Annotated in this window: 16 protein-coding genes; 7 read left to right on the top strand and 9 right to left on the bottom strand. The window is 61.9% G+C overall.

What is annotated here, in order from left to right; translation table 11 throughout:
- The first annotated feature begins 344 nt into the window (after positions 1-344).
- Entirely contained in the window at positions 345-743 is a 399-nt protein-coding gene (locus tag U5A65_RS01730) for an EAL domain-containing protein (RefSeq protein WP_321945259.1), read from the top strand.
- Between the two features lie 82 nt (positions 744-825).
- Here U5A65_RS01730 and U5A65_RS01725 read toward each other — a convergent pair whose 3' ends face one another.
- From U5A65_RS01725 to U5A65_RS01700, 6 genes are all read right to left on the bottom strand, one after another.
- On the bottom strand, positions 826-1,953 hold the full coding sequence (locus tag U5A65_RS01725; RefSeq protein WP_321945258.1) for an ABC transporter permease: 1,128 nt from the start codon (positions 1,951-1,953) through the stop codon (positions 826-828).
- A gap of 1 nt (position 1,954) precedes the next feature.
- Entirely contained in the window at positions 1,955-4,726 is a 2,772-nt protein-coding gene (gene rbbA, locus U5A65_RS01720) for a ribosome-associated ATPase/putative transporter RbbA (RefSeq protein ID WP_321945871.1), read from the bottom strand.
- A complete protein-coding gene (locus U5A65_RS01715; protein ID WP_321945257.1) occupies positions 4,726-5,793 on the bottom strand; it encodes an HlyD family secretion protein in 1,068 nt (355 codons plus the stop codon). Before U5A65_RS01715 ends, rbbA begins: the two co-directional genes overlap by 1 nt.
- 14 nt (positions 5,794-5,807) lie before the next feature.
- Positions 5,808-7,319: an efflux transporter outer membrane subunit gene (locus tag U5A65_RS01710; RefSeq protein WP_321945256.1), complete on the bottom strand. Its 1,512-nt coding sequence runs from the start codon at positions 7,317-7,319 to the stop codon at positions 5,808-5,810.
- A 486-nt stretch (positions 7,320-7,805) separates the two neighbouring features.
- Complete coding sequence (locus U5A65_RS01705; RefSeq protein ID WP_321945255.1) at positions 7,806-8,939, bottom strand: amidinotransferase; 1,134 nt, start codon at positions 8,937-8,939, stop codon at positions 7,806-7,808.
- Positions 8,940-8,950: 11 nt separating this feature from the next.
- Positions 8,951-10,036, bottom strand: a complete 1,086-nt coding sequence (locus tag U5A65_RS01700; protein ID WP_321945254.1) for a lysylphosphatidylglycerol synthase domain-containing protein — start codon at positions 10,034-10,036, stop codon at positions 8,951-8,953.
- A gap of 758 nt (positions 10,037-10,794) precedes the next feature.
- On the opposite strand from U5A65_RS01700, the gene U5A65_RS01695 reads away from it, so the two are divergent.
- The 4 genes from U5A65_RS01695 to U5A65_RS01680 all read left to right on the top strand — a co-directional run bounded on the left by U5A65_RS01695 (position 10,795) and on the right by U5A65_RS01680 (position 14,732).
- Positions 10,795-11,244, top strand: coding sequence for a hypothetical protein (locus U5A65_RS01695; RefSeq protein WP_321945253.1), 450 nt, complete (start codon positions 10,795-10,797; stop codon positions 11,242-11,244).
- A gap of 61 nt (positions 11,245-11,305) precedes the next feature.
- The gene (locus U5A65_RS01690; RefSeq protein WP_321945252.1) at positions 11,306-12,730 is read left to right on the top strand and encodes a basic amino acid/polyamine antiporter; all 1,425 of its coding nucleotides are present in this window, start codon (positions 11,306-11,308) and stop codon (positions 12,728-12,730) included.
- A gap of 153 nt (positions 12,731-12,883) precedes the next feature.
- A complete protein-coding gene (locus U5A65_RS01685; RefSeq protein WP_415764283.1) occupies positions 12,884-14,071 on the top strand; it encodes an arginine deiminase in 1,188 nt (395 codons plus the stop codon).
- 124 nt (positions 14,072-14,195) lie between these two features.
- Positions 14,196-14,732, top strand: a complete 537-nt coding sequence (locus tag U5A65_RS01680) for a DUF308 domain-containing protein (RefSeq protein ID WP_321945250.1) — start codon at positions 14,196-14,198, stop codon at positions 14,730-14,732.
- 37 nt (positions 14,733-14,769) lie between these two features.
- On the opposite strand, the gene U5A65_RS01675 is transcribed toward U5A65_RS01680, so the two are convergent.
- Entirely contained in the window at positions 14,770-15,204 is a 435-nt protein-coding gene (locus U5A65_RS01675; protein ID WP_321945249.1) for a carboxypeptidase regulatory-like domain-containing protein, read from the bottom strand.
- 397 nt (positions 15,205-15,601) lie between these two features.
- Between U5A65_RS01675 and U5A65_RS01670 the strand changes: the two genes are divergently transcribed.
- Together U5A65_RS01670 and U5A65_RS01665 are read left to right on the top strand one after the other, a co-directional pair.
- The gene (locus U5A65_RS01670) at positions 15,602-15,985 is read left to right on the top strand and encodes a BON domain-containing protein (RefSeq protein ID WP_321945248.1); all 384 of its coding nucleotides are present in this window, start codon (positions 15,602-15,604) and stop codon (positions 15,983-15,985) included.
- Positions 15,986-16,087: 102 nt separating this feature from the next.
- Positions 16,088-17,539 (top strand): Na+/H+ antiporter NhaC family protein, encoded by a 1,452-nt coding sequence (locus tag U5A65_RS01665; protein ID WP_321945247.1) that lies wholly within the window; start codon positions 16,088-16,090, stop codon positions 17,537-17,539.
- Positions 17,540-18,046: 507 nt separating this feature from the next.
- On the opposite strand, the gene U5A65_RS01660 is transcribed toward U5A65_RS01665, so the two are convergent.
- Both U5A65_RS01660 and U5A65_RS01655 read right to left on the bottom strand, forming a co-directional pair.
- The gene (locus U5A65_RS01660; protein WP_321945246.1) at positions 18,047-18,817 is read right to left on the bottom strand and encodes an HD-GYP domain-containing protein; all 771 of its coding nucleotides are present in this window, start codon (positions 18,815-18,817) and stop codon (positions 18,047-18,049) included.
- Positions 18,818-19,275: 458 nt separating this feature from the next.
- Positions 19,276-22,293 (bottom strand): autotransporter outer membrane beta-barrel domain-containing protein, encoded by a 3,018-nt coding sequence (locus tag U5A65_RS01655; protein ID WP_321945245.1) that lies wholly within the window; start codon positions 22,291-22,293, stop codon positions 19,276-19,278.
- Between the last annotated feature and the right edge of the window lie 252 nt (positions 22,294-22,545).

Raw genomic sequence — 22,545 nt, 5'->3', positions numbered from 1 at the left:
ATGCCCGCCCCTCGGCGGGCAGCACCCGGTAGGGCGACGAATGCCTATCGGGCGCGCGAAGCGCGGATATAGGTAGGGCGTCCAGCCCGTGAATCCGAAATCTTCCCGCCGGCAGGGCGATTCATCGCCCGCGCAGCAAGCGGCCACGCCGCTTGCGTAGTCGTTTAGGTGTTTGTCGTTGGTGTTTCTGCAAGAAACAACGACACATGTGTGTGAGCGCGGAGCGGCGAGCTAGACGACGTAGCTTAACAAAATGAAGGGATGCAAAATGAACACAGTATCGAGCCGCGCTGCAGCGCTGCGGCGGCGGATCAGCAGGGGAGAGTCGCCGCGTCCGGAAACTCATGCTGTGCCAGTGCAGGCGACCGCACAACCGGCTGTGCGGTTGCCCGCCTAGGTTACGCGACCGCGCGGCAGCTTGCACGTGCGGTCTGGTGCAGGCAATTCTTTCCATCGCGCCTTGCCTTGGGCAGCGGGTTGTCGCAGAAGGCGTCGAAACAATAGAGCAGGCGGCGTTTCTCGATGCTCATGGTTGCGAGGTTGCAGAAGGTTTTCTCTACAGCAAGCCGCTACCGAAACGTGAAATTGCATCATTTCCCGCTATCTCAGTCCGGGCATTGCGCACGACGCATAACCGGAAGGGCGAGCGGGATGCACCCGCGTCGCCGACGAGATGCTCACATGGATCGAAACTCGTGCTAAACGCTTCACCTGTTCCTGACCGTTCAACTGCCATCAGATAGCGCAGCATCTGCCAGGATGGCCGATTCTTCAAGGTGCTGATGAGTGGCGTAGAAGTCGGCCGGCTGCCCCTCGTGCTGAAATTCAGGCCATCTGGCTGAGCGTCCTGCGAAAGCGCATGAGGGAGAACGCGAACAGCACGCTGCCGATCACGGCGAGCCACAGGAACGGCTGCCAGACTACGGCGATGCCCGCGCCGCGAAAGAGAATGGCCTGACCGAGTTCGACGAAGTGCGTGGTAGGCGCGACGAGCATGATGTTCTGCACGAACTGCGGCATGGATTCGCGCGGCGTGCTCCCGCCCGAGAGCATCTGCAATGGCAGCAGCACGAGCACGAGCAGCATGCCGAACTGCGGCATGCTGCGAGCGAGCGTGGCCATGAAAATGCCCATCGAGGTGGTGGCGAACAGGTGCAGCGCCGCGCCCGCGAGAAAGAGCGCGACCGATCCTTCAATGGGCACGTGCAGCGCGCCGCGCACGATGAAGGTAAGCGAAAGCGCTGCCGCCACGAGCACCACGAGACCCATGGACCAGACCTTTGCGAGCATGATCTCCGTGGGCGTGACAGGCATGACGAGCAGGTGCTCGATGGTGCCATGCTCGCGCTCACGGATGAGCGCCGCGCCCGTAAGGATGATGGAGAGCATCGTCACGTTGTTGATGATCTCCATGAGCGAGCCGAACCACGCCTGCGTGAGGTTCTGGTTAAAGCGCATGCGTACCGCGAGTTCGACGTCCGCTTCCTCGGAAGCGCGATAGCGGTTCGCGAAGGTGCTCACCTCGTCGCCGATCATCTGCTGGATGTAGCTGCTGCCCGTGAACGCCTGGCTCATGCGCGTGGCGTCCACGTTCAGTTGCACCTCGGCAGCGCGGCCTGCGAGCACGTCGCGCTGCAGGTTCGGCGGGATGCTGAGCACGAAGGTGTAGCGGCCCGCGTCCATGCCCGCGTCGGCCTCGGCGGGCGTGACAGGCTTTGGCACGAGGAAGTGCGGCGGGAAGAACGCCTCGATGATGCGTTGCGAGAGTGGCGAGACGTCGTGGTCGATTACGGCGATGGGCGCCATGTGCAGCGTTTCGGGCCGCGACGTGGCCGAGGAATAGATCATCGCCGTGAACGAGAAGACGATGAGGAGCAGCAGCATGGGGTCGCGTGCGAGGCTCCAGAGCTCCTTCACGCCCAGACGATAGATGTTGGCGAAATGGCGGCCCATGTCAGGTCTCCTGCTTCCTGAGCAGCGCGACAGTCACGCCGATCACGATGGGCGTGGCGAGCGCGAGCGGCCAGAACGACGGCCAGAGGTCGCCGAAATCGAGTGCCTTGTTGAACACGCCGCGGCTGATCGTGAGCATGTGGCTCGCCGGGTAGATCTGGCCGATCACGCGCCCCGCACCCTCCAGCGACGAGACAGGCGTGATGAGGCCGGCGAACTGTATGGAGGGCACCATCGTGCCGATCATCGTGAAGAAGAGCGCCGCGATCTGGCTCTTCGTGAATGTGGAGGCGAGCAGGCCAATGGCTGTGGCGCACAGGCTGTAGAGTACGGCTGCGCTGAACAGCGTGAGGAAACTGCCCTTGACCGGCACGCCGAACACGGTCACGGCGAGTAGTGTCATCAGCAGGAAATTGAGCAGCGCAAGCAGCACGTAGGGCGCCTGCTTGCCCAGCAGGAATTCGAGGCGCGTCACCGGTGTGACGTAGAGATTGATGATCGAGCCCAGCTCCTTTTCGCGCACCACGGCGAGCGCCGTGAGCATGGCGGGCATCATGAGCAGCAGCACCGGGATCACGGCCGGCACCATCGCGGGGAGGCTGCGCACGTCGGGGTTGTAGCGAAAGCGCGTTTGTACGGTGACGGGCGATTGCACCGCAGTGCCCAGGCGCTGCGACGCCTGTTGCAGGAGCCATCCCTGGTGCATGCCGAGCACATAGCCACGCACGGTCTCCGCACGCTGCGGATTTGCGCCATCGATCCAGACGCCGATCTGCACGGGCCTGCCGCGCGCCACGTCGCGCGCAAAACCGGGAGGAATCTCCAGCGCGACAGCGAGTTCGCCACTGCGCAGCCGGCGGTCCATCTCCGCATGGTTCGCAATGGGCGGCTGCTCGATGAAGTAGCGCGAGCCCGCCAGATTCAATTCGTAGTTCTGGGAAAGCGTGGTCCGGTCGTGATCGAGCACGGCAAAGTGCAGGTCCTCCACGTCCATGCTGATGCCAAATCCCATCACGAATAGCAGCAGGAGTGAGCCCGCGAGTGCCAGCGTGGCGCGCACGGGGTCGCGGCGCAACTCCAGTGCTTCGCGCCACATATAGCTGTAGGCGCGCTGGAAGCTGAAGCCGCGTTGCCTTGCGTGGGCTTCGCTCGCTGTGGCGGTCTCAGTGGCGTCCCCGGCCGCGTTCTCAGCCTGTTTTTCGCCAAGCGCGGCGAGCTCGCCGGACGCGCTGGCTTCCGTGCCCGCACCCGCATCGACGAGATACGCGATGAACGCTTCTTCGAGCGTCGCCGCGCCGCGCATTTGTGTGATGGCTCCGGGGGTGTCGCTCACTAGCACGCGGCCCGCGTGCATAAGCGAAATGCGGTCGCAGCGCCCGGCCTCATTCATGAAGTGCGTGGAGATGAAGATCGTCACCTGGTCTTCGCGTGCGAGCGCGATCAGCAGGCGCCAGAAGTTGTCGCGCGCCACGGGATCGACGCCCGAAGTCGGCTCGTCGAGAATCAGCAGTTCGGGCTTGTGGACCATCGCCACCGCGAGTGAAAGGCGCTGGCGCACGCCGAGCGGCAGGCTCTCGGGCAGCGTATCGAGCGCTTCGGCCAGATCGAAGCGTTCGACCATCTCGTTCACGCGAGCCTCGATCAGCGCTTCAGGTACGTGAAAGAGCCGTGCATGCAGCACGAGGTTCTGGCGCACCGTGAGTTCGCTGTAAAGCGAAAATGCCTGCGACATGTACCCCACGCGGCGGCGCGTGTCGAGGTCGCGCGGGTTCACTTCGTGGCCGAAGAGCCAGGCCTTGCCCTCGCTCGCTGGCAGCAACCCCGTGAGCATCTTCATCGTGGTGGATTTGCCGCAGCCGTTCGAGCCGAGAAAGCCGAAGATCTCGCCGCGGCGAATGCGAAAGCTCACATGGTCGACCGCGACGAAGTCGCCGAAGCGCATCGTCAGGTCCTTCGCCTCGATGGCGATTTCCGCGTGTTCGTCGGCTTCGAGCGGGACGATCAGCACCGGCTGATGACCGCGTTTCCTCGACTCGGGCAGAAGGGCGATGAAGGCCTCTTCGAGCGAAGCCGTGGTTGTGCGCGCAAGCAGTTCGGCTGGCGTGCCGGTCGCGAGAATCGCGCCGTCGTCCATCGCGATCAGCCAGTCGAAGCGCTGCGCCTCGTCCATGTACGCGGTGGCGACGATCACGCTCATCGACGGGCGTTCCTTGCGGATGCCGTTGATGAGGTCCCAGAACTGCGCGCGCGCAAGCGGGTCCACGCCCGTGGTAGGCTCGTCCAGAATCAGCAGGTCGGGATCGTGGATCAGCGCGCAGCACAGCCCGAGCTTCTGCTTCATGCCGCCCGAGAGCTTGCCCGCTGGCCGCGCGAGAAAGGGATCGAGGCCGGTGCTGCGCGTGAGCGCGTCGATGCGGCGGCGGCGCTCGTCTTCGTCGTGACCGAACAGGCGCCCGAAGAACTGCAGGTTCTCTTCGACCGAAAGCGTGGGGTAAAGGTTCTTGCCGAGCCCCTGCGGCATATAGGCGATGCGCGGGCAAACCTCGTCGCGGTGCTGCTTGCTCGCCATGTCGCCGCCGAGCACCCACACCGTACCTTCCTGCACTGCGCGTGCGCCGGCCACGAGCGAGAGCAGGCTCGACTTGCCCACGCCGTCCGGGCCGATGAGGCCCACCATGAGGCCAGCAGGCACTTCCTGCGTCACGTCGCGCAGCGCGACGGTCTTGCCGTAGCGCAGGCTGACGTGCTCGATGTGAACGGCAGGCTCGCTCATCATGGCACCCGGACCTGGAGGTTGGCGGGCCAGTCTTCGTCGGCGTCGAGCTTGACCCACGCCACGCCGGGCAGGCCGGTTTTCACATACTTGAGGTGCTGTTGCAGCAGTTCGGGGTCGATCTGCGCCTTCACGCGGAACATGAGTTTTTCGCGTTCGCTCTGCGTTTCCACGGTCTTGGGCGTGAATTGCGCCGTAGACGAGACGAAGGTGATGCGCGCGGGTATCACGTACTGGGGCGCTGCGTCGAGAATGATGTGCACGTCCTGGCCAAGCGCCACGCGGCCCGCCGCGCTGGTGGGCAGGAAGAAGGTCATGTAGACATCGGCGAGATCGACCATGTTGAGGACCCGGCCGCCCGCGCCGAGCACTTCGCCCGGCTGCGCCACGCGAAACTGCACGCGACCGGCGCGCGGGGCTCTCAGGTCGCTGTCGGCAATGTCGGCCTGCACGCGGTCGACGGTGGCTTGTGCGGCCTTGATGGCCGAAGCTGAGCCCGTCTGTTGCGCGCGAGCCGCGGTGACGGCCGCCGCGGCCGCTGCAACCTGGGCCTTTGCGGCGGCGACGGCGGCCTGCGCGCTCTTCACGCGGGCGCGGTCGTCGTCGAGTTCCTGCATTGAGGACGCGCCTTCTTTCGAGAGCTTTTCGGAGCGGGCGAGGCGACGGCGCGCGGCATCGAGCTCGCTTTCGCGCTGCTTGACGCCGGCTTCGGCGGCACGTTGATCGCTCTCGCGCAGCGCAACCTGCGCCTTGGCGCTCGCCTCGGTGTTCACGGCCTGCTGACGCTGCGCGACGGCCTCATTTCGTTGCGCCTGCAGCGTGTCGACCTGCATGTGCGCGAGTACCTGGCCGGCGGTGACGAAATCACCGTCGCGCACGAGCACGTCCCGCACGCGGCCCGCGAGCTTGGTGGCGACGTCGATTTCGGTCGCCTCGATACGGCCGTTGCCGCTCACGAAGCCGGGGCCCGGACCGCGATCCGAAAGCATGCGCCAGCCGAAATAGCCGCCCACCGCGAGCGCGATCACGATGACGGCGGGGATGAGTTTGCGCGCTGAAATCTGCATGACGGGAACCTCAATCAGGATGGGTTTTGCACGCCGCTGGCAGGCGTGGCTGGCATGAGAGTGGGCGTGGCGACATCGTTAGCGAAGCCACTGCCACCGAGTGCCGAGAAGAGCGAAACGCGGCTGGAAAGCAGCGCGCGCCGTGTTTCCACGAGCTGCTGCTGTGCGGCGAGCAGGTCGCGCTGCGCGTCGAGCACTTCGAGGAACGGCGAGGCGCCGTGGTCGTAGCGCATTTGGGCGAGGCGCGCGCGCCCGGCCTGGGCCTTCTCCGTCGCACGCAGGGCGTCCACCTGCTGGGCCAGCCACTGGCGTGCGGCGATGGCGTCCGCCACGTCGCGAAACGCCGATTGCACGGCCAGTTCATAGGACGTGACAGCCTGGTCGCGTTGTGCCTTCGTAACATCGAGATTCGCTTCGCGGCGGCCCATGTCGAAGATGGGCAGCGAGACGGTCGGTCCGAAGCTCCAGGCGCGGCTCGGGCCGGTGAACAGATTGTCGAGTTGCGTACTGGCGGTGCCGAACGATCCCGTCAACGTGATCTTCGGGAAGAACTCGGCGCGCGCCGCACCGATGTTCGCATTGGCCGCTCGCAACTGGAATTCGGCGGCGACGATATCGGGGCGGTTCACAAGCAGATCGGAGGGCAGGCCCGGGGGCAGGTCGGCCATCACGGCGTTGTCGTCGAGCGCGATCTCCCGGTGTGGCATCTCGACCGGCTTGCCGACGAGCACCTGCAAGGCGTTTACGCGCGTGGCGCGCTCCTGCTGAAGCTGGGTGCCGAGTGCGACGGCCTGGCGCCACAATGTTTCGACCTGCTTGAGATCGAGCCTGGAGGTCGCGCCCACTTCATAGCGGTGCTTGAAGATGCGGTATGACTTCTCGCGACTCGCGATCGTCTCGTTCATGAGCATGATGCGCTCGTCGAGTTCGCGCAGGCTCAGGTAGTTGTTAGCGACCTGCTCGATCACTGTGAGCGTGACGGCCTGGCGCGCGGCGTCGCTCGCGAGGTAGTTCTGCAACGCGGCTTCCTTGAGATTCGCCACGCGACCCCAGAAGTCAAGTTCCCAGCTTGCAAGGCCCACGCCCACCTGAAACTGGTTTCCCGTCACGGGGCGGCCAACGCCTGAGAGGTCGGCGGGCACGCGCGCCCGGGCAAGATCGGCCGAGACGCCGATGGTCGGAAACTGGTCGGCGCGCCGAATGCCATACATCGCGCGCGCTTCCTCCACACGCTGGATCGCGAGCCTCAGGTCGCGGTTGTAGTCGAGCGCTTCGCTAATGAGCGATTGGAGTGTGGGGTCGGTGAAATAGTCCTTCCAGCCGATGAGGGTGGCGCTGGTGGCGTTTTCACCGCCGGTGGTCGGGTTGCCATACGCGTCGGGGAACGTGGCCGGCACGGGCAGTGGCGGCTGCTGAAAGGGCGGCGCGAGCGAAACGCAGCCGGCCAGCAGGGCGACGAGCACCGCCAGAGGGATTTGCCTGGCGGTAACGATGGGCCAGCGCAGGTGTTTCTGACGGTCAATCATCACTGATAACTCCTTATGCGTGAGCGTGTGGTGTCCGTAATGGACCAGCATCAACGCGATGCAATGCCTGAGGCATCGTGCACCTCGCTGTTCGCGACGGTGCGGTTGGACCGAAATCTGTGTGAGGGTGCCGGGTACCGGCGGCAGCCGGAGGATGTCTGCCCGGGGCGCCAGGACGCCCAGGTGCCAAAGGGCACGAGCGAGTCCGCCATGCGGCACGGGCACGCCGCGAAGGCCGGCGCATAGGTGCGCGGGCATGCAACCGGGTCGCGAGCAACTTCACGATATGTGTGACGGGGTATGGCGTAACGAGTGCCTGGCCTGCGACCGCATAACACCCGTAGCGAGTAAGCTGCATGTAGCTTGACCTGCGTCGTGGCAGGCTGCGCGGTGTTGCGGCCGCGGTGCGCGGCGCGTCGCCGCAAGGCGCAACTTTGAGATGCCTTGCGAGTGCGTCCACTATTTCCGCAAGGACGGGCCCACACTTCAGAAGTAAGATCGCAGCGCACCGCGCCGGCGCACGTCGAGGGTCGCACAATGAAACGCGCCACCGAACGGACCATAGCTAAGGAACGCACACGGAATTGGCTGGAAGCCCCAGCCCTTGAGCGCATTGATGAGCGATATCTGTGAGGCGTCGACAACCAGTCGCTTTTCATCCAGCATCAACGTATTGATGCTGGTCCAGGGACTGCACATCGAAACCTTCGACATCACGCCGTCGACTGGGTCGGGGCGGGGCGCGACCAGCACGTCCCAGGTCTTCAATATCGCAGGCAGCCGGGTCGTATCGATATAGTCCGGGTTGATGAGTACCTTTCCCGGACACAGCGGATTGAAGCTGGAGTCAATATGCATCGGCTGGCGGCAGCGGGTTTCGACCTCGTGAATACGGAAGGCGTCACCGAGATGGCGCCGTAACCAGTTGATGCCGGCCAGATTCGTAACATTCGAGCGGGTGACGAACAGGTCACGACCACAGCGGACAAAATCGGCGGCATCAAACACGGGTTCGAACTCGTTGACGATATAGCGCAGCGGTTCCCCCTTTTCTGGAATACGGTAGCTGTAGTCGAAAAGTTCGTCGGTCAGTTGCGGCCGCGGCGCCGAGGTCCAGCGGGCACCCTTGTGGAAATACTCCTTGAAGAGGGTTCGGTAGGCGTCGCCCTCGAAGTAGCGGGAACGCCAGCACATGGGTGTCTCGATGATCTCGTCGCCGATTACCAGATATCCATCGCGTGGACAGGTAATGCAGAAGCCGCGACTGGACCAGGCAGTCGTGCGAAAGCGGGCGCGGTGGTTGACGATATCGGGACGGCGAACGCTCACGCCTTCGTCTTCCAGGATGCGGATGAATCCGTCGAGTTCGCTTTGAGCCCGTTTGATCATCCACCGTGGATAGCGTCGGCCGGCGACAAAGCGGTGAAGCCGGGCGGTGAAGCTCGGGATGTTGAAAGTCACGGTGACGTGATACGGAGGTATGACCGCGCCATCCAGCCTGCCGACAATCACTTCTTCAAGTGGGTCCCACTCATTCCACGAATTGACTGGCCTGGGTTTTGGAGGCGCCAGGTCGTGGGGGGGCGCGGCCGTGGCGAAAGCAGTCGACTGGGTATTCATCCTTGACTCCTTCACCGATCCCCTGGAAGTCGCGATTGCCGAAGAGCTTGCCGTGCGGGTTCGTTAGTGGACAGGGCCTGACTAGGCAACACAATTCGGCGCGCTTCCATGAGATGCCAGAAAAAGAGCCCCGGAAGCCCCAGCACGATATCGGGTACCCGCTTGACCAGCGAGAGCGCAAGGGCGATCTCCGCGGGTATGCCGTACGCCTGACCCAACAGTAGAAAACCGCCTTCCTGCACGCCAAACGCGCCAGGCACCGGAAAGGTGGCAGCGCGCACGGCCTGGCCGAGGCTCTCGAGGACCATCGCTTCCACAATGCTGGGTGAGGCACCCATGCATTCGAGGGCAATCCACACTTCCGCCGTTCCGGCAAGCCAGGCCACGAAGTGAGCGAGGATGGCGCGCAGGCTCGCCACAGGATTTTCGTAGAGGCGCTGCAGGTTCTCGTGGAGCTTCAGCTCGCCACTGAAAGGCGTCTTTGACCAGCGTCCAGCTGCAAGCATGGCGCGTTCGACCAGCGCAAAGAAACCGGCGCGCTGCGCCACGTAGAAGCCTCCAATGACGAGGATCCCGAGCATGATTCCGAACATCAGCCCACCCGTCAGAGAACGCCCACGACCGTCCGCCGCGAGGAGCACAAGTCCAGCGATAGTGAACAGCAACCCGGAAAACGACTGGATCAGAAGGTCCGCCAGTATTGACGCGCCTGCCAGGCCCCCGGACACGCCATAGAAGGTCAGAAGCCGTGCACCGACCACGTCGCCGCCGACCGACGCTACAGGCAGGAGCACGTTGATTGCCTCTCTCACCCAGCGAAGGACAACGAACAGTTCAAAACCCCTTCTCACGAGGGGGCGAACGATCTGCCCCCACGCAACACCGGTCAGTGCGATGATGATGGCTCGGACTGCCACGATTGCGGCAATACTCCAGCCCACCCGAGTCACAGCAGCCAGCACCTGCGCCGGGTCATTGAGGACGACGAGTGCGATGCCTGCCACGAGTCCGCCCATGCCGAGAATCGGGCCGACTACCACGCTGCCATTATTCGAAGGGGCATTATCTTTCATGCGAATCACATAAACTGCGTGCATTCTCCTGCGCCAGGTGTGGCGCTCGATTCAAATGCTGGCATTACGAATAAAATTTATGAAAAAATGAGGTTTTTTTCCAGTCTTGATTTTTCGGAATCGTGGAATCAATTTTCCAGTGTGGAATAAATTTTCCGAAATAGAGGTGCGCTACGCACGGCGTTCAGTGTCTGTCGAATATTCTGGATATCATCAAATAGCTTACAAATTCATTGCTCGTAAAACGAGTGTTTGTAAACGTAGAGAGACCGAAATGCCTACCGATCCCTCGTTTCTGTGTGCATCGTGCAATTTGTTGCTTAAGAACCCTCATTTCGATGTTACGCACGCCATGCACAAATTGGGCGATCCCGCCGATCTCGGTGGCGCGCAAATTCAGTATTACCTCTGCCCACGTTGCGAAGCTGAGTGGTGTTGTTCTCGCAATTCGTTTCGGAGCAAAGACGTCACCTGGATACTTCACTGACTTTAGGGCGTCTTGTGAACTGCGAGGCGATCAGCTAATGGGAAACGCATCCTTGCTTCCACGCTAGAGGTTTGCAAGCGCCCAGACGCTCAAAGGCGTTCTAAGTGAGGCAAATTTGAGTGCGCACGAATCGTAATCCATAATGTCTGTTACGTGAGTGCAGCACTTCTTATCACCAGATTCGTGTCCGATATGCATGTTTTCCATGTCGTTAGCAAACTGTCGACCTGACTTCGCAGATTGTGCTCATTCCAGAGCCATGCGCTGTACGCAACGGTCGGCACAGGGGTTTGTCATGCGATATCTCGCTGGAGCACTTCTTGCCACGCTGGCGCTATCGGCCTGCGAGGCCCCAACCTCGGGTTCCACGTTTAGTCCTGCCCAGGCACAGCAGGTGTTTGTAGTCGAGCTCGGTGTCGTTGAAACGGTGCGGCCCGTCAGTATCCAGCCCGGTCCAACGGGCATTGGCGCAATCACAGGCGCCGCGCTTGGAGGCATCGCAGCAGGCAGCAACATCGGGCGCGGCACGGGCGCAGTTGCGGCAGGCATAGGCGGCGCCGTGCTCGGCGGCGCGGCAGGCAATGCCGTGGAACAGCGCGTCACGCAGCGCGCGGGCCTCGAAATCGTCGTGCGGCTGGACTCGGGACAACTGATGTCGGTGGTCCAGGATGCGGACCAGCAGTTCGTTCCGGGCGACCGTGTGCGTGTGCTGCTCGGCAATAATTCGGTGCGCGTAACCCGATGAAGTGAACGTAGGTGGGTTGGTCTCTCGAAAAAGTGAAGTTCCGAACAAAGCGAGGAAACCGATGACCGATACCGGGCAAAAGATGAGTCGCCTGCAGTTGACGGCGATGGTAGTCGGGGGCATGGTTGGCGCCGGGATCTTTTCCCTGCCGCGGACTTTCGCCAATGCAACGGGGCCGGTTGGCGCAGCCATCGCGTGGCTCGTGGCGGGCATCGGCATGTACACGCTCGCACGGGTATTCCAGGCACTGGCTGAGCGCAAGCCGGATCTCGACGCCGGCGTGTTTGTTTACGCCAAGGAGGGTTTTGGCGATTACCCCGGCTTCCTCTCGGCATTCGGATACTGGATCGGCAGTTGCATTGGCAACGTCTCATATTGGGTACTCATCAAGTCCACGCTGGGCGCTTTCTTTCCGGTGTTCGGCGACGGCAATACGGTTGTCGCCATCGTTGTAGCGTCCATCGGCATCTGGCTCTTTCACTTCCTCATTCTTCGCGGCGTCAAACAGGCCGCGTTCATCAATACCATTGTGACGTTCGCAAAGGTCATTCCGATCATGGTGTTCATCGTGATCCTGCTGTTCGTGTTCAAGTACGGGACCTTCCAGCTCAATATCCAGTCCGCCGCGCAGGAGGGCGGCATCATCGGCCAGGTGCGAGCAACCATGCTTGTGACTGTCTTCGTTTTTATCGGCATCGAAGGCGCGAGCGTGTACTCGCGCTATGCCAGGGAGCGTGCGGACGTCGGTCGCGCGACAATTTTCGGCTTCGTCAGCGTGACAGCGCTCATGGTGCTCGTTTCGATGCTGCCTTTCGCCGTCCTGCCGCGCGGCGATGTAGCGGGCATGCGTCAGCCGTCCATGGCTGCGGTGCTCGAGAGTGTCGTCGGACCGTGGGGCGGGATTTTCGTAAGCATAGGCCTGATCGTCTCCGTACTCGGCGCGTATCTGGCGTGGTCGCTCATCTGTGCCGAGGTGATGTTCGCAGCGGCGCGCAATCAGGACATGCCGGCTGTATTCGCGCGCGAAAACGCCAACAACGTCCCGGCGAATGCGCTCTGGATCACGAACATCGTTGTACAAATCCTGGTAGCAAGTACCTATTTTTCGTACGACGCGTTCGCCCTGATGCTCAATCTTACGAGCGCGATGTCGCTGATTCCCTACCTGTTCGTCGCAGCCTACGGGTGGCTTGTCTCGAAACGAGGGGAGAGCTACGAAGTACGGCCCGAAGAACGCACGCGAGATCTCGCCTTCGCGTCGGTCGCCGTGATCTACACGTTGTTCATGATTATTGCCGGCGGCCTCAAATTCATTTTGCTATCGGCGATTCTATACGCACCAGGCACCGTGCTGTATTTCATTGCGCGGCGCGAGCGCAAACTGAAAGTTTTCCAGCGCACCAGTGACTGGGTCATTTTCTTCGTGGCGGCCGTAGGTGCCGTCACAGGCGTCGTCGCGCTGGCCACGGGCGCCATGGGGGTCTGACGAGAACGGGTGGAGAGCCATATGTCCAAGGCGAAAGGTGGTGAGCGCGAGAAGGCCGGGAAAGCCGTCGAGGCCAGCAAAGGCGGGCCGGGCAAGGCGAAGGAAGAAAGGACGCTCGGGGTGTATTCGGAAGTTGGGCAACTTCGCAAGGTGATGGTGTGCGCACCTGGCATGGCGCACTCGCGTCTCACGCCGAGCAATTGCGACGAGTTGCTGTTCGACGACGTGCTGTGGGTCGACAACGCGAAGCGCGACCATTTCGACTTTGTCACGAAAATGCGCGACCGCGGTGTAGAGGTCGTGGAAATGCACACCCTGCTCGCCGAAACCGTTGCCGTGCCCGAAGGCAAGAAGTGGATTCTCGACAATCAGATCGTGCCGAACCAGGTCGGGCTGGGTTTCATCGACGAACTGCGCAGCTATCTGGAAGGGCTCGAGGATCGCAAGCTGGCCGAGACCTTGCTTGGCGGCCTGTCGATCTACGACTTCCCCGAATCGCACGGCGGCGCTGCGCTCAAGGTCGTGCGTGAAGCGGCCGGGGCCACCGAATATCTTTTGCCGCCGCTTCCGAACACGCTGTATACGCGCGACACCACGTGCTGGATTTACGGCGGTGTGACGCTCAATCCGCTGTACTGGCCCGCGCGGCACGAGGAAACGATTCTTGCGGCGGCGATCTACCGCTTCCATCCGGACTTCGCGGGCAAGGTCAACGTGTGGTGGGGCGACCCCACTGAGGATCACGGCATGGCGACGCTCGAAGGCGGCGACGTCATGCCCATCGGCAACAAGACCGTGCTGATCGGCATGAGCGAGCGCACGTCGCGCCAGGCGATCAGCCTGCTCGCCGCCACGTTGTTCAAGAAGGGCGCGGCCGAGCAGGTCATTGTCGCGGCCATGCCGAAAATTCGCGCAGCCATGCACCTCGATACGGTTTTCACGTTCGCAGATCGCGACTGCGTGCTGATTGCGCCGGACTTTCTCGCGCGTACCCGCACCTTCACCTACCGGCCCAGCGATCACCCGGCGGGTGTGGAATTGCATCAGGAGAAAAAATCCTTCGTCGAGGTCGTGAGCGCCGTGCTCGGCATCAAGAAAATGCGCGTGGTAGAAGCGGGCGGCAACGACTACCAGCGTGAACGCACGCAGTGGGACAGCGGCGCGAACCTGGTTTGCACATCGCCTGGCGTCGTGTTTGCTTACGACCGCAACACGTATACGAACACGCTGCTGCGCAAGGCCGGGATCGAAGTCGTGAGCATCGTGGGCGCGGAGCTGGGGCGCGGGCGCGGTGGTGGCCATTGCATGACGTGTCCGATTGTTCGGGACCCAGCTGAGTAGCCGCCCGGATGCGACTCACCCTTCTGAAACGGGGCTGTCGTGAGGATCTCCTCGATTACAGACGCACGAATCTCTCACGATGAGGTGTGCGTGTAATCAAGATACAGGTTATCGAGGAAGCCTCTTGAGACTTCTTTCTGCCATGAAAAAGAATGCTATTTTCCCCATTGCCGGTTCAACTCTTCTCGTCGTAGTGGGACTATTTTGCATCATTGTTCCGCTGGCTACCGGGTCTCCTGTTGGGACGATTTTCATCGCGCGGATGCTGTTGATCTGTGGCTTCGTGCATGCATTGAATCTTTTCATAACGAAAGGCTGGAAACTCATCATTCGGAAGATTCCTCCAGTCGTCGTCCCGGTGCTTATCGGCGTCCTGATCCTCGTGAATGACAGTGCACGCGCGCGAGGTCTGACCGTGATGCTGATGATCTTCTTCGTTCTCGACGGCTTCTTCAAGGTCGTTGCGTCAGTCGAGCAGGATGCGAAGATCAACAACATAAGCCTTGCCAGCGCGATGCTGTCGATGCTGCTAGCCGTAACACTTGCGGCAAATTTTCCGAACGTTCCAGGCACATTGCTCTCTATATTTCTCGGCGTGGATCTGATTGCAATGGGCCTGGTGCCCCTTGCCGGACATTACCGAAAGCGCGTACAGACCTGACAAGGGCGCTTCGGTGCGCAGCCGCGCAATCGCGCGCTCAGTGACTGCGCGGAAACGAGATCGTGGCGCGCGCGCTGCCGTTGCCGCGGACGTTTACGGTCTGTCTCCTCGTAACGCCGCTATAGGTTGCGGTAACCGCGTAGCGGCCTGGCGGCAACCGCACGAGCAAGTACGGTCCATGCGTACGGGTATCGAGCACGCTTGCGCCGCTGGCGTTGGCGATCTGCACCTCGACGTCGGCGACGTAAGACGCCCCAGGGCCGGTGAACTGCAGCGACAGCGGCCACTGGCTGCGCGCCTGCCTGAGCGCAGTTGACTCGTCGCGGCCGACTCCGCCTGACACGAAGGAGACGTCGCCTTGTTGTTCCGTCGCTGGCATGCCGGTTCTGTGGATCTCGCTGGCGCTTGTGGGAGCGGCGGTCTGCGCGACAGCGCCACTTGCAAATGCGAGCGCAAGCGATGCAGCGAGCATGGCGGAGGAAATCCAGGGAGTATTGCGGTGCACACTTGTCATGACCACTCCTTGCTGTATTGCCGACTTCGGGCGAGCAACTAAACTGTCGGGTCCGTCGGACTGGATTACGACTGCAGGAAACCGGAGACGCGTTGCGTTCCGGATGACGGCCAGATCCATGGGTGGCGGTGGGACGCCGCCCGCGCAGGCCTCACAAAAGGTTAGCGTTTTTCCGCTCCCCGCGCGTTCCGCGTGTCGGTGACGGTGCGAAAATGAGTTAGTAGGCCGAATGAACTAGAGAGCGCCTGGTGTATTATCGAAAAGAACTGAATCAACTCAATCAGAAAGAGCATTGCAAACGGTTGCAGGTTTCTTTTCATCCACGTGGGAACATCGCGCAACCCCAGGAACGAGCATGAGATGCAGCGGCAGGCGACGACTCATCGGTACCCTGTTGGCAGTCGCCATCGGAAATGGCACAACCTATGCGAGTGCACAAACAAGTGCAAGCCCCCCTGTCGATGCGTCCGCGCACACTGGAGCGGTCGCGGCATCTACGCAGCGAGGCAGGTCGGATACGATGCTGGCCAGTGACGTCCGCCGTGCTCTCGTGCGGACACCGGGTCTGAATTCCATGAACATTCAAGTCCGGGTACGCAGTGGCATCGTTACGCTGACCGGATCGGTGCCACAACACTCACAAATCGCGCGGGCCGGAAACGCAGCAAGGTCAGTCCGCGGTGTGAGGGCTGTAACGAACCGGCTAACGTTACGATCTGGTCCTGGCGGCGGGCGCTGAGTCTCGAGCTCTTGAACTTTGACCGCAGTGGCACCACCGAGAGCGCCGGGCAGCAAACGGAGTATCGCTATGAAGAGGCCCGAGTCACCACAGCCGGTTTCAATGTTCGAAGCCCTGATTCCCATCGCTGGCCTCGTCTTCCTGGTCGGTCTGTCCTTCTATCTGTTCGGTGATGCAGGTGCAAACGGGCCAAATCAGGTGGCGCTTGTTGTCGCGACCATGCTTGCGGTATTCGTCGGGTGGCGGCGGGGTCATTCGCTCGCGTCACTGGGCGAGGCCGCGAACGCAAGCGCCAGTTCCGGGATCGGAGCCATTCTCATCCTGTTCGCGGTCGGCGCGCTCATCGGCACGTGGGCGCTCTGCGGCACCATTGTCGCGATGGTCTACTACGGGCTGAAACTGTTGAGCCCGGACTACTTCTACGTGACGGCGGCAGCCATCTGTGCCGTGATTTCGTTCAGTATCGGCACGTCATGGACTGTCGCAGGGACGATCGGAATTGGCCTGATGGGTATCGCCCAGAGCATGGGGCTCAGCCCTGCCATCACAGCGGGTGCGGTGATTTCCGGCGCGTATTTCGGCGACAAGTCCTCGCCGCTCTCAGACTCAGCGAACCTTGCGGCAGCGGCGGCAGACGTCGACCTGTACCGCCACGTGCGCGAGACCCTGCTGACCTCCATCGTCGCGATCATTATCACGCTCGCGGTGTTCTATCTGCTTGGCCGGCCGGGCGAATTCGATGCGAGCGCCGAAGTCGAGGCAATGCGGGGCGCATTTTACATCTCACCGGTGCTATTCGTGCCTCTTGTGCTTGTCGTTGTCCTGACGCTGTTCCGGCTGCCGCCGTTTACCACTATCTTTCTTGGCGCACTGGCGGGTGGTATCGTAGCCGTCTTCGTCGAGCCCGCGCGGGTCATCGCGTTTGCCGGCGCGCGAGAGGGCGTGCCTACCTGGATCGCGATGATCAAAGGCGTCTGGCTTGCGCTTGCGAGCGGCTACAGGTCTACGACGGGCAATCCCGAGCTGGATACGCTCCTTACTCGCGGCGGCATGGACAGCATGTTGAATACCATCTGGCTGATCATCACGGCGCTCGCATTCGGAGGCGTAGTCGAGAAGTGCGGTGCGATCGAACGTCTTATTACGCCGGTGGTCGACTGGGCAAAGAGTGGTGGCGCGCTGGTCGGATCGTTGGTCATGGCAACCATTGCGACGAATATCGTTACCGCAGACCAGTTTATTGCAGTCGTGCTACCGGCCCGGATGTTCAAGAACGCCTTTGCGTCACGCGGCTACTTGCCGATTGTCTTATCGCGCTCCGTTGGTGATTCGGCCACAACCACTGGCTCTCTGATCCCCTGGAACAGTTGTGGCGCGTACATGGCCGTGACGCTTGGCGTGCCTACGCTTAGCTACGCACCTTATGCTGTATTTTGTGTGGTGAGTCCGCTACTGACGGTAGCGATTGCATACGCCGGTATCCGTATGCCACGCGTCCCTCAGGTACCTTCGGCGACCTCCAACGACGAAGGGTCCAAAACGCCGGAATGCTGATGTTCCAGACAATGTCGGGGAGCGATGGGGCGCCCAGAGACGCCATCGCCTGCGCACGCCTATGATGAGAAGTCGACGCTACCTTGTGTGTATTTCATCACGCAGTCAACGTACGACATTAAGTTCGCAAACCTGACTGTCAGCAAGCAATCTCCGAATGGAGCCTCGCCGGCACATTTTGCTGGTCTGCCGTCTTGATGGTCATGAAGCGCATATGCATTCGAGAGACTTCTGCCGCGAGATGGCTTTCCTGGTCACCACGCACTCCATGCTATCGACACCATGTGCCTGGATGGTGTTCTTCGCCAGATCCACGCCGATACAGGTATTCGTGTCAGTGACTTTCCCTTTCCCAAATGGGTTGCCCAGCGCCAACCATCCTGGCATATTGCTAGGCCACGATACCGGGAAAGTTCCTGCTAATTCGGCGGTGTTCGCAACCGCTTCCGGACAGCGCCTGCCGCCAACTTCCAGGAGAACGGCAGGCTTTTTTCAACAGGCTTGTGGCTACGCGTGTAAGCCGGCTGCGATCTGAAGGAATATTTCCACGAGGTGAGGGTCAAAGCTCACTCCTCTTTCGCCGCTTATAAGCTCAACTGCTTCGTCGTGGCTGCGCGCGGGCTGATAGACACGGTCGTGTGAGAGTGCGTCGTATGCATCGGCAATCGCCGCGACTCGTGCAACGAACGGAATCTGCTTGCCCTTGAGACCACGTGGATAGCCGCTACCGTTCCAGCGTTCATGGTGAAATGCAGCCATCTCCCAGGCGGTCTGCACAAGGACCGGTGGAAACCTGCCCCGTGCGCGGCCAATCATGTTCGCGCCGACGGTCGGATGATGTTTGACCACGTTCAATTCGGAAACGTCAAGCCGCCCAGGTTTGCCCAGGAGCCGGGCGGGCATGGCGAATTTCCCGATGTCGTGAAATGTCGCCGACGCACCGAGAATTGCAGCGTAAGCGTCTGCGTTAGCCCGGTCGCACCCCTGTAGTTCAGCCTGCCTGAGCGCAATGGCGCGGACGTAGCGTGCTGTTCTCCGGCTGTGGGCAATGATCTCGTGAAGAACAGCTGCGTTGTCGTTCTGTCGCAGGGAACCACTAACGGACCGGAAGTGGCGCAGGGCTTCTCGCCAGACGCCGCCAAAGAGACTCGTAGTGAGCGTCGTCTCCCATGGCGCTATGCGCTCGTCCCGGCAAAGCAGTGCTGCTATTGCCAGGCTATTTCCGCGAGTCGTGAAATCGGCATCGTCGCTGCTCCTGCGCGCGCTCGCTGCTTTCATTTCATCTCCGTCCACGTCGCCGTCGCATCTTCCGGACGTTCATTCGGGATGGAGATGCATTCAACGCTGTGCTGCACGGCGGGCCACAACCTGCGCATGAATCTCAGAAAGTTCAGGACTTTGTGGGTCGTGTCGCTTGACGTCCTGTTCGTCCGCAAGCACGGCACACCTGCAATCTTATGACGCGACTTCCGGAGCGAGGCAAATCAGGGTCGACAATCTCTTCTTTCCTGGTTGGGCAGAAGCCGACGCACGACAAAACACCAATTACATCATTGCCGCGCTTCTGATGCAAAGCGGGCAAGGGGCCGACGAATCGGCTACCACGTCGACCGAATCGAAAATCGTTGCATCGTTCTACCACCGGCCGCTGCCAAAACATCTGAGACACGCGATCCGCGTTCCTGTTTTCGGCGATCCAGTCAGGCGCCAGACGATGAACGCGACTCTTATGACCGTCACCACACATAGCGCCCACCAACGTCGCCCCAGACCCCTTTGCGGCTTCCGCTCGCGGAGCCGTTGATCGAGAACCCGTAGCCGAACTGTCCGTACAGGCTCAAATGACTGGTGGCCTTTTCAGTGACACCTGCGGCGAAGTCCATGCGCGTGGATTGCTGGGCGAGCGGTACCTGGTCGACGCCGGAGTAGATCGTGGTCGCCCGTGCGCCCCAGTCCCGCCAGATATTGGCGCGCACGTACGGCTGCCATACCTGCCCGTTGGCGGCTTCGATCGTCCACTGCCCGCGCACGCCGAGCCGGCCGGTGACACCCGATGTCGAGCCCGGATCGACCGAACTGAGACCATCGTTCTCCTCGCTCAGACCAACGTGTTGCCAGATGATCTGCGCCTGGGGCTCGAGCACGAAACCCGGCCCAAGCGGCAGGCTGAACGGATAGCCCGTTTCGAGTGACGTGGCGAACCCTGATCCCGAGATCGGCAAGCGGGCATACTGCGTCGTCGCATCGCCGTCGTAATGGGTGCCCTGCAGTACCGCGTCGATGTACCATCCGCCGGCGCCGTAATGTGTCCAGTACACGCCGCCGGAATACGCGTTGAGGTTCACCTTGCCGGTGTGGTTCAACACATAGGCGGTCGCATCCGCGTTGGTGACGAGGCCGTCCACGTCGACGTTACCGTTGCCGTACGCGAAATAGACCCCGGCTGCGTCGTGGTGGCCGGGGATGAAACTGCCGCGCCACACGTCGAGACCCGCTTGCATGCCGAGCACCTGGCCGTTCGCGCGCGCATCGGTATAGGTCTGGTAGCGGTTGTCGACCTGCTGGCCGAACACCCGGACCCAGGCCGAGTGGGCGATCCCTGCGCTGCCCGTGCCGCCTCCGGCGTCCGTAAGCGTGTCGCCGATGCGCTCGTGCATCGTGCCGATCATGGTGAGGCCCAGTTGTCTCGCCAGCGGTTGCACAACCGCATAGGTGGCGATCTCCGGCCCCAAGATCGGGTATTCGCCTGGAGGCAGGACGGACGGTGGTGGGTCGAGAGGAAGAACTTCATCGTTCGGAATGGCGGGTTCCTCCTTCTCACCCTCCGGCCCGATGACCATATCGGAGCGCAGGAACCAGTCTTCGGGTTCGGAGCCGGTCGCACCGCCCCGAAAAAGGAAGTAGTCGAATGCGCCACCGCGCACTTCGCCGGCGAGCGTGAATTTTTGCTCATCCGTGATGCCGCCGTTGATTGCCTCCACAACCGGGATGCCGTCAGCTAACGTCATCGCTCCAGGACCGCCAGCGTTGGCGATCGCCAGCCTGGTCGTACCGGTGGCCACGCCTCCGTCGAGGATGAGCTTGTCCGAGGGCGAATTGTCGCCAGCGAGGAAGGTGTCGAGGGCAATGGTGCCGTTCTGGCCGACATAGTTGTTCGCGATCGCCACGGTTCCCGGATCACCGGAGACGCGAATGAGGCCCGCATTGACCACGCTCGCCACGTGCTGGTCGAAGCCGCGCAGATCCATCGTTGCGCCAGACTCGACGGTATAGTCCGAATTCGCGCTGAAGACGTTGGCCGCACCCGCCGCGAGCGTGCCGCCCGCGATCGTTGTCGGACCGGCGTACGTGCTCGCGCCGGTCATCACCGTTTCGCCGTTCAGGACATTGACCGTGCCCGTACCGGTGATGGCGGCTGGAAACACGTAGTTGCCGCTGGTGTCCGTGTGGTTGAATGCGAGCGTGCCCGTGCCGGAGCCGAACGTCAGGGTGCTGGCGTTGAGCGTGCCCGGAGCGACCGGCGCCGCGCCGGCGGCGGCGCCAATGTTCAACGTTCCGGTAGAGCCGGCATTCTCCGCAATGGAGACGGTGTTCGCGACAACCTGTGCGCCTTTCTCGATGGTCAGCGTCCCCGGGCCATATTGACCGACGGTGAGCGACGTGCCTGCATTGAGCCGCGAACCAGAGTCGGTCACGGTGACGGTGCCGGCACCTCCCTGAACCGGCGTGCTGCCGCAGAACGATGTCAGCCCCGCGCCGCACTGGCCCGCGATGAAAGTGCCGCCATTGCCTGTCACATTGACGGTTCCCTGGTTGGAGACCGTCATCGTTCCATTGCCGCGTCCTCCTACGATCAGGTCATTGTTCTGCACGCTAAGGGTCGCGCCCGAGCCGCTCACCTCCATCGAGCTCGCTCCCGCCAAGGCGCCCACGATTGACTTTCCACTGATCGTCACGATGCCGTTGGACTGGATCTGCATATCCGCCGTGCCGCTGGTACCGACGACCAGAAGCGGCGAGGTGAGCAACCCGCCGTTCGACACCACGATGGTTCCTGCCGATGGGGAGGCGCCACCCGAGGCCCCATTGAAAGCGAGATAGGTCCCGCTGCCACTCGTCGCCATGCCACCGTCGGTAATCGTCAACGTGCCGACGCTGCCCGGACTGACACCCACACCGAGAAAGGTTCCGGCGGAGAGGGAGCTGCCGGCTCCGCTGACGAGCGCTGTCGCGGTGGACCCGCCACCAATCTGCAGCGTTCCTCCCGGACTGGAGACCACGCCGCCATTCGTCACGTTCAATTGCGCGGGGCCGCCGTTACCGACGACGAAAAAGCCCGTGTTCGTGTAGCTCGAGCCGTGCCCGTCCACCGTGAGTATGCCGCTGCTGCCCGGGTTGTAACCGACGTAGCTCTGTGAGTTGCTGACAACAGTCCCGCCATCGCTCACCGTGAGTGTCCCGGAACCGTTGAACCCGATGTAGTACTGTGACTGGGGGTTCGTCGTCGTGATCGTCCCGCCATTCACGCTTACCAGGCCCGTGCTGCCAGCTGACTGGCCAATATGGAGACCACCTAACACGACGTTGGCGTCAGTCGGCACGGTGAACGTGCCGCCCGGCACGCCCCCAACCGTCCCGCTGTTGAATCCCGCGACGACGGTTCCGAACGACGTCGTGCCACTGGCTGCGGTCTCGGTGGTATTCCCGTCAATGTTAAGGGCTGCCTGAGCGAAGACAAAGCCGGGAATCAGCATGGCGCTGCAGGCAAGTACCACGACCGTAGTTCCGAGTGGCGTCGGGTGACCAAGGTGGGTCGATGGGCTTGAACCCGTGAACCGCCTGATCACAACCACAGCGGATCGTTGGATCCCGGAGCGTGACGCATTTTTATTGCGCCTACGTGGCGTTACCGTGGTTGTCGCACCGACATGCATAGAGAGCGACAATGCGTGCCGGTATAGAGGCTTTGGGCAACGTCTCATCTGCACCTCCAGATCCAGATGCTG

Origin of the sequence: Paraburkholderia sp. J10-1 (assembly GCF_905220165.1) — a bacterium.
In the GTDB taxonomy this organism is placed as follows: Bacteria; Pseudomonadota; Gammaproteobacteria; order Burkholderiales; family Burkholderiaceae; genus Paraburkholderia.
Note: the sequence above shows the minus strand (reverse complement) of the source record. Positions and strands in the feature narration are given on the sequence as shown.

Coding starts and splice junctions, on each gene's coding strand:
- U5A65_RS01730 (WP_321945259.1), top strand. CDS start 345: ATGCTGTGCCAGTGCAGGCGACCGCACAACCGGCTGTGCGGTTGCCCG.
- U5A65_RS01725 (WP_321945258.1), bottom strand. CDS start 1,953: ATGGGCCGCCATTTCGCCAACATCTATCGTCTGGGCGTGAAGGAGCTC.
- rbbA (WP_321945871.1), bottom strand. CDS start 4,726: ATGAGCGAGCCTGCCGTTCACATCGAGCACGTCAGCCTGCGCTACGGC.
- U5A65_RS01715 (WP_321945257.1), bottom strand. CDS start 5,793: ATGCAGATTTCAGCGCGCAAACTCATCCCCGCCGTCATCGTGATCGCG.
- U5A65_RS01710 (WP_321945256.1), bottom strand. CDS start 7,319: ATGATTGACCGTCAGAAACACCTGCGCTGGCCCATCGTTACCGCCAGG.
- U5A65_RS01705 (WP_321945255.1), bottom strand. CDS start 8,939: ATGAATACCCAGTCGACTGCTTTCGCCACGGCCGCGCCCCCCCACGAC.
- U5A65_RS01700 (WP_321945254.1), bottom strand. CDS start 10,036: ATGCACGCAGTTTATGTGATTCGCATGAAAGATAATGCCCCTTCGAAT.
- U5A65_RS01695 (WP_321945253.1), top strand. CDS start 10,795: ATGCGATATCTCGCTGGAGCACTTCTTGCCACGCTGGCGCTATCGGCC.
- U5A65_RS01690 (WP_321945252.1), top strand. CDS start 11,306: ATGACCGATACCGGGCAAAAGATGAGTCGCCTGCAGTTGACGGCGATG.
- U5A65_RS01685 (WP_415764283.1), top strand. CDS start 12,884: ATGGTGTGCGCACCTGGCATGGCGCACTCGCGTCTCACGCCGAGCAAT.
- U5A65_RS01675 (WP_321945249.1), bottom strand. CDS start 15,204: ATGCTCGCTGCATCGCTTGCGCTCGCATTTGCAAGTGGCGCTGTCGCG.
- U5A65_RS01670 (WP_321945248.1), top strand. CDS start 15,602: ATGAGATGCAGCGGCAGGCGACGACTCATCGGTACCCTGTTGGCAGTC.
- U5A65_RS01665 (WP_321945247.1), top strand. CDS start 16,088: ATGTTCGAAGCCCTGATTCCCATCGCTGGCCTCGTCTTCCTGGTCGGT.
- U5A65_RS01660 (WP_321945246.1), bottom strand. CDS start 18,817: ATGAAAGCAGCGAGCGCGCGCAGGAGCAGCGACGATGCCGATTTCACG.
- U5A65_RS01655 (WP_321945245.1), bottom strand. CDS start 22,293: ATGCTGATTCCCGGCTTTGTCTTCGCTCAGGCAGCCCTTAACATTGAC.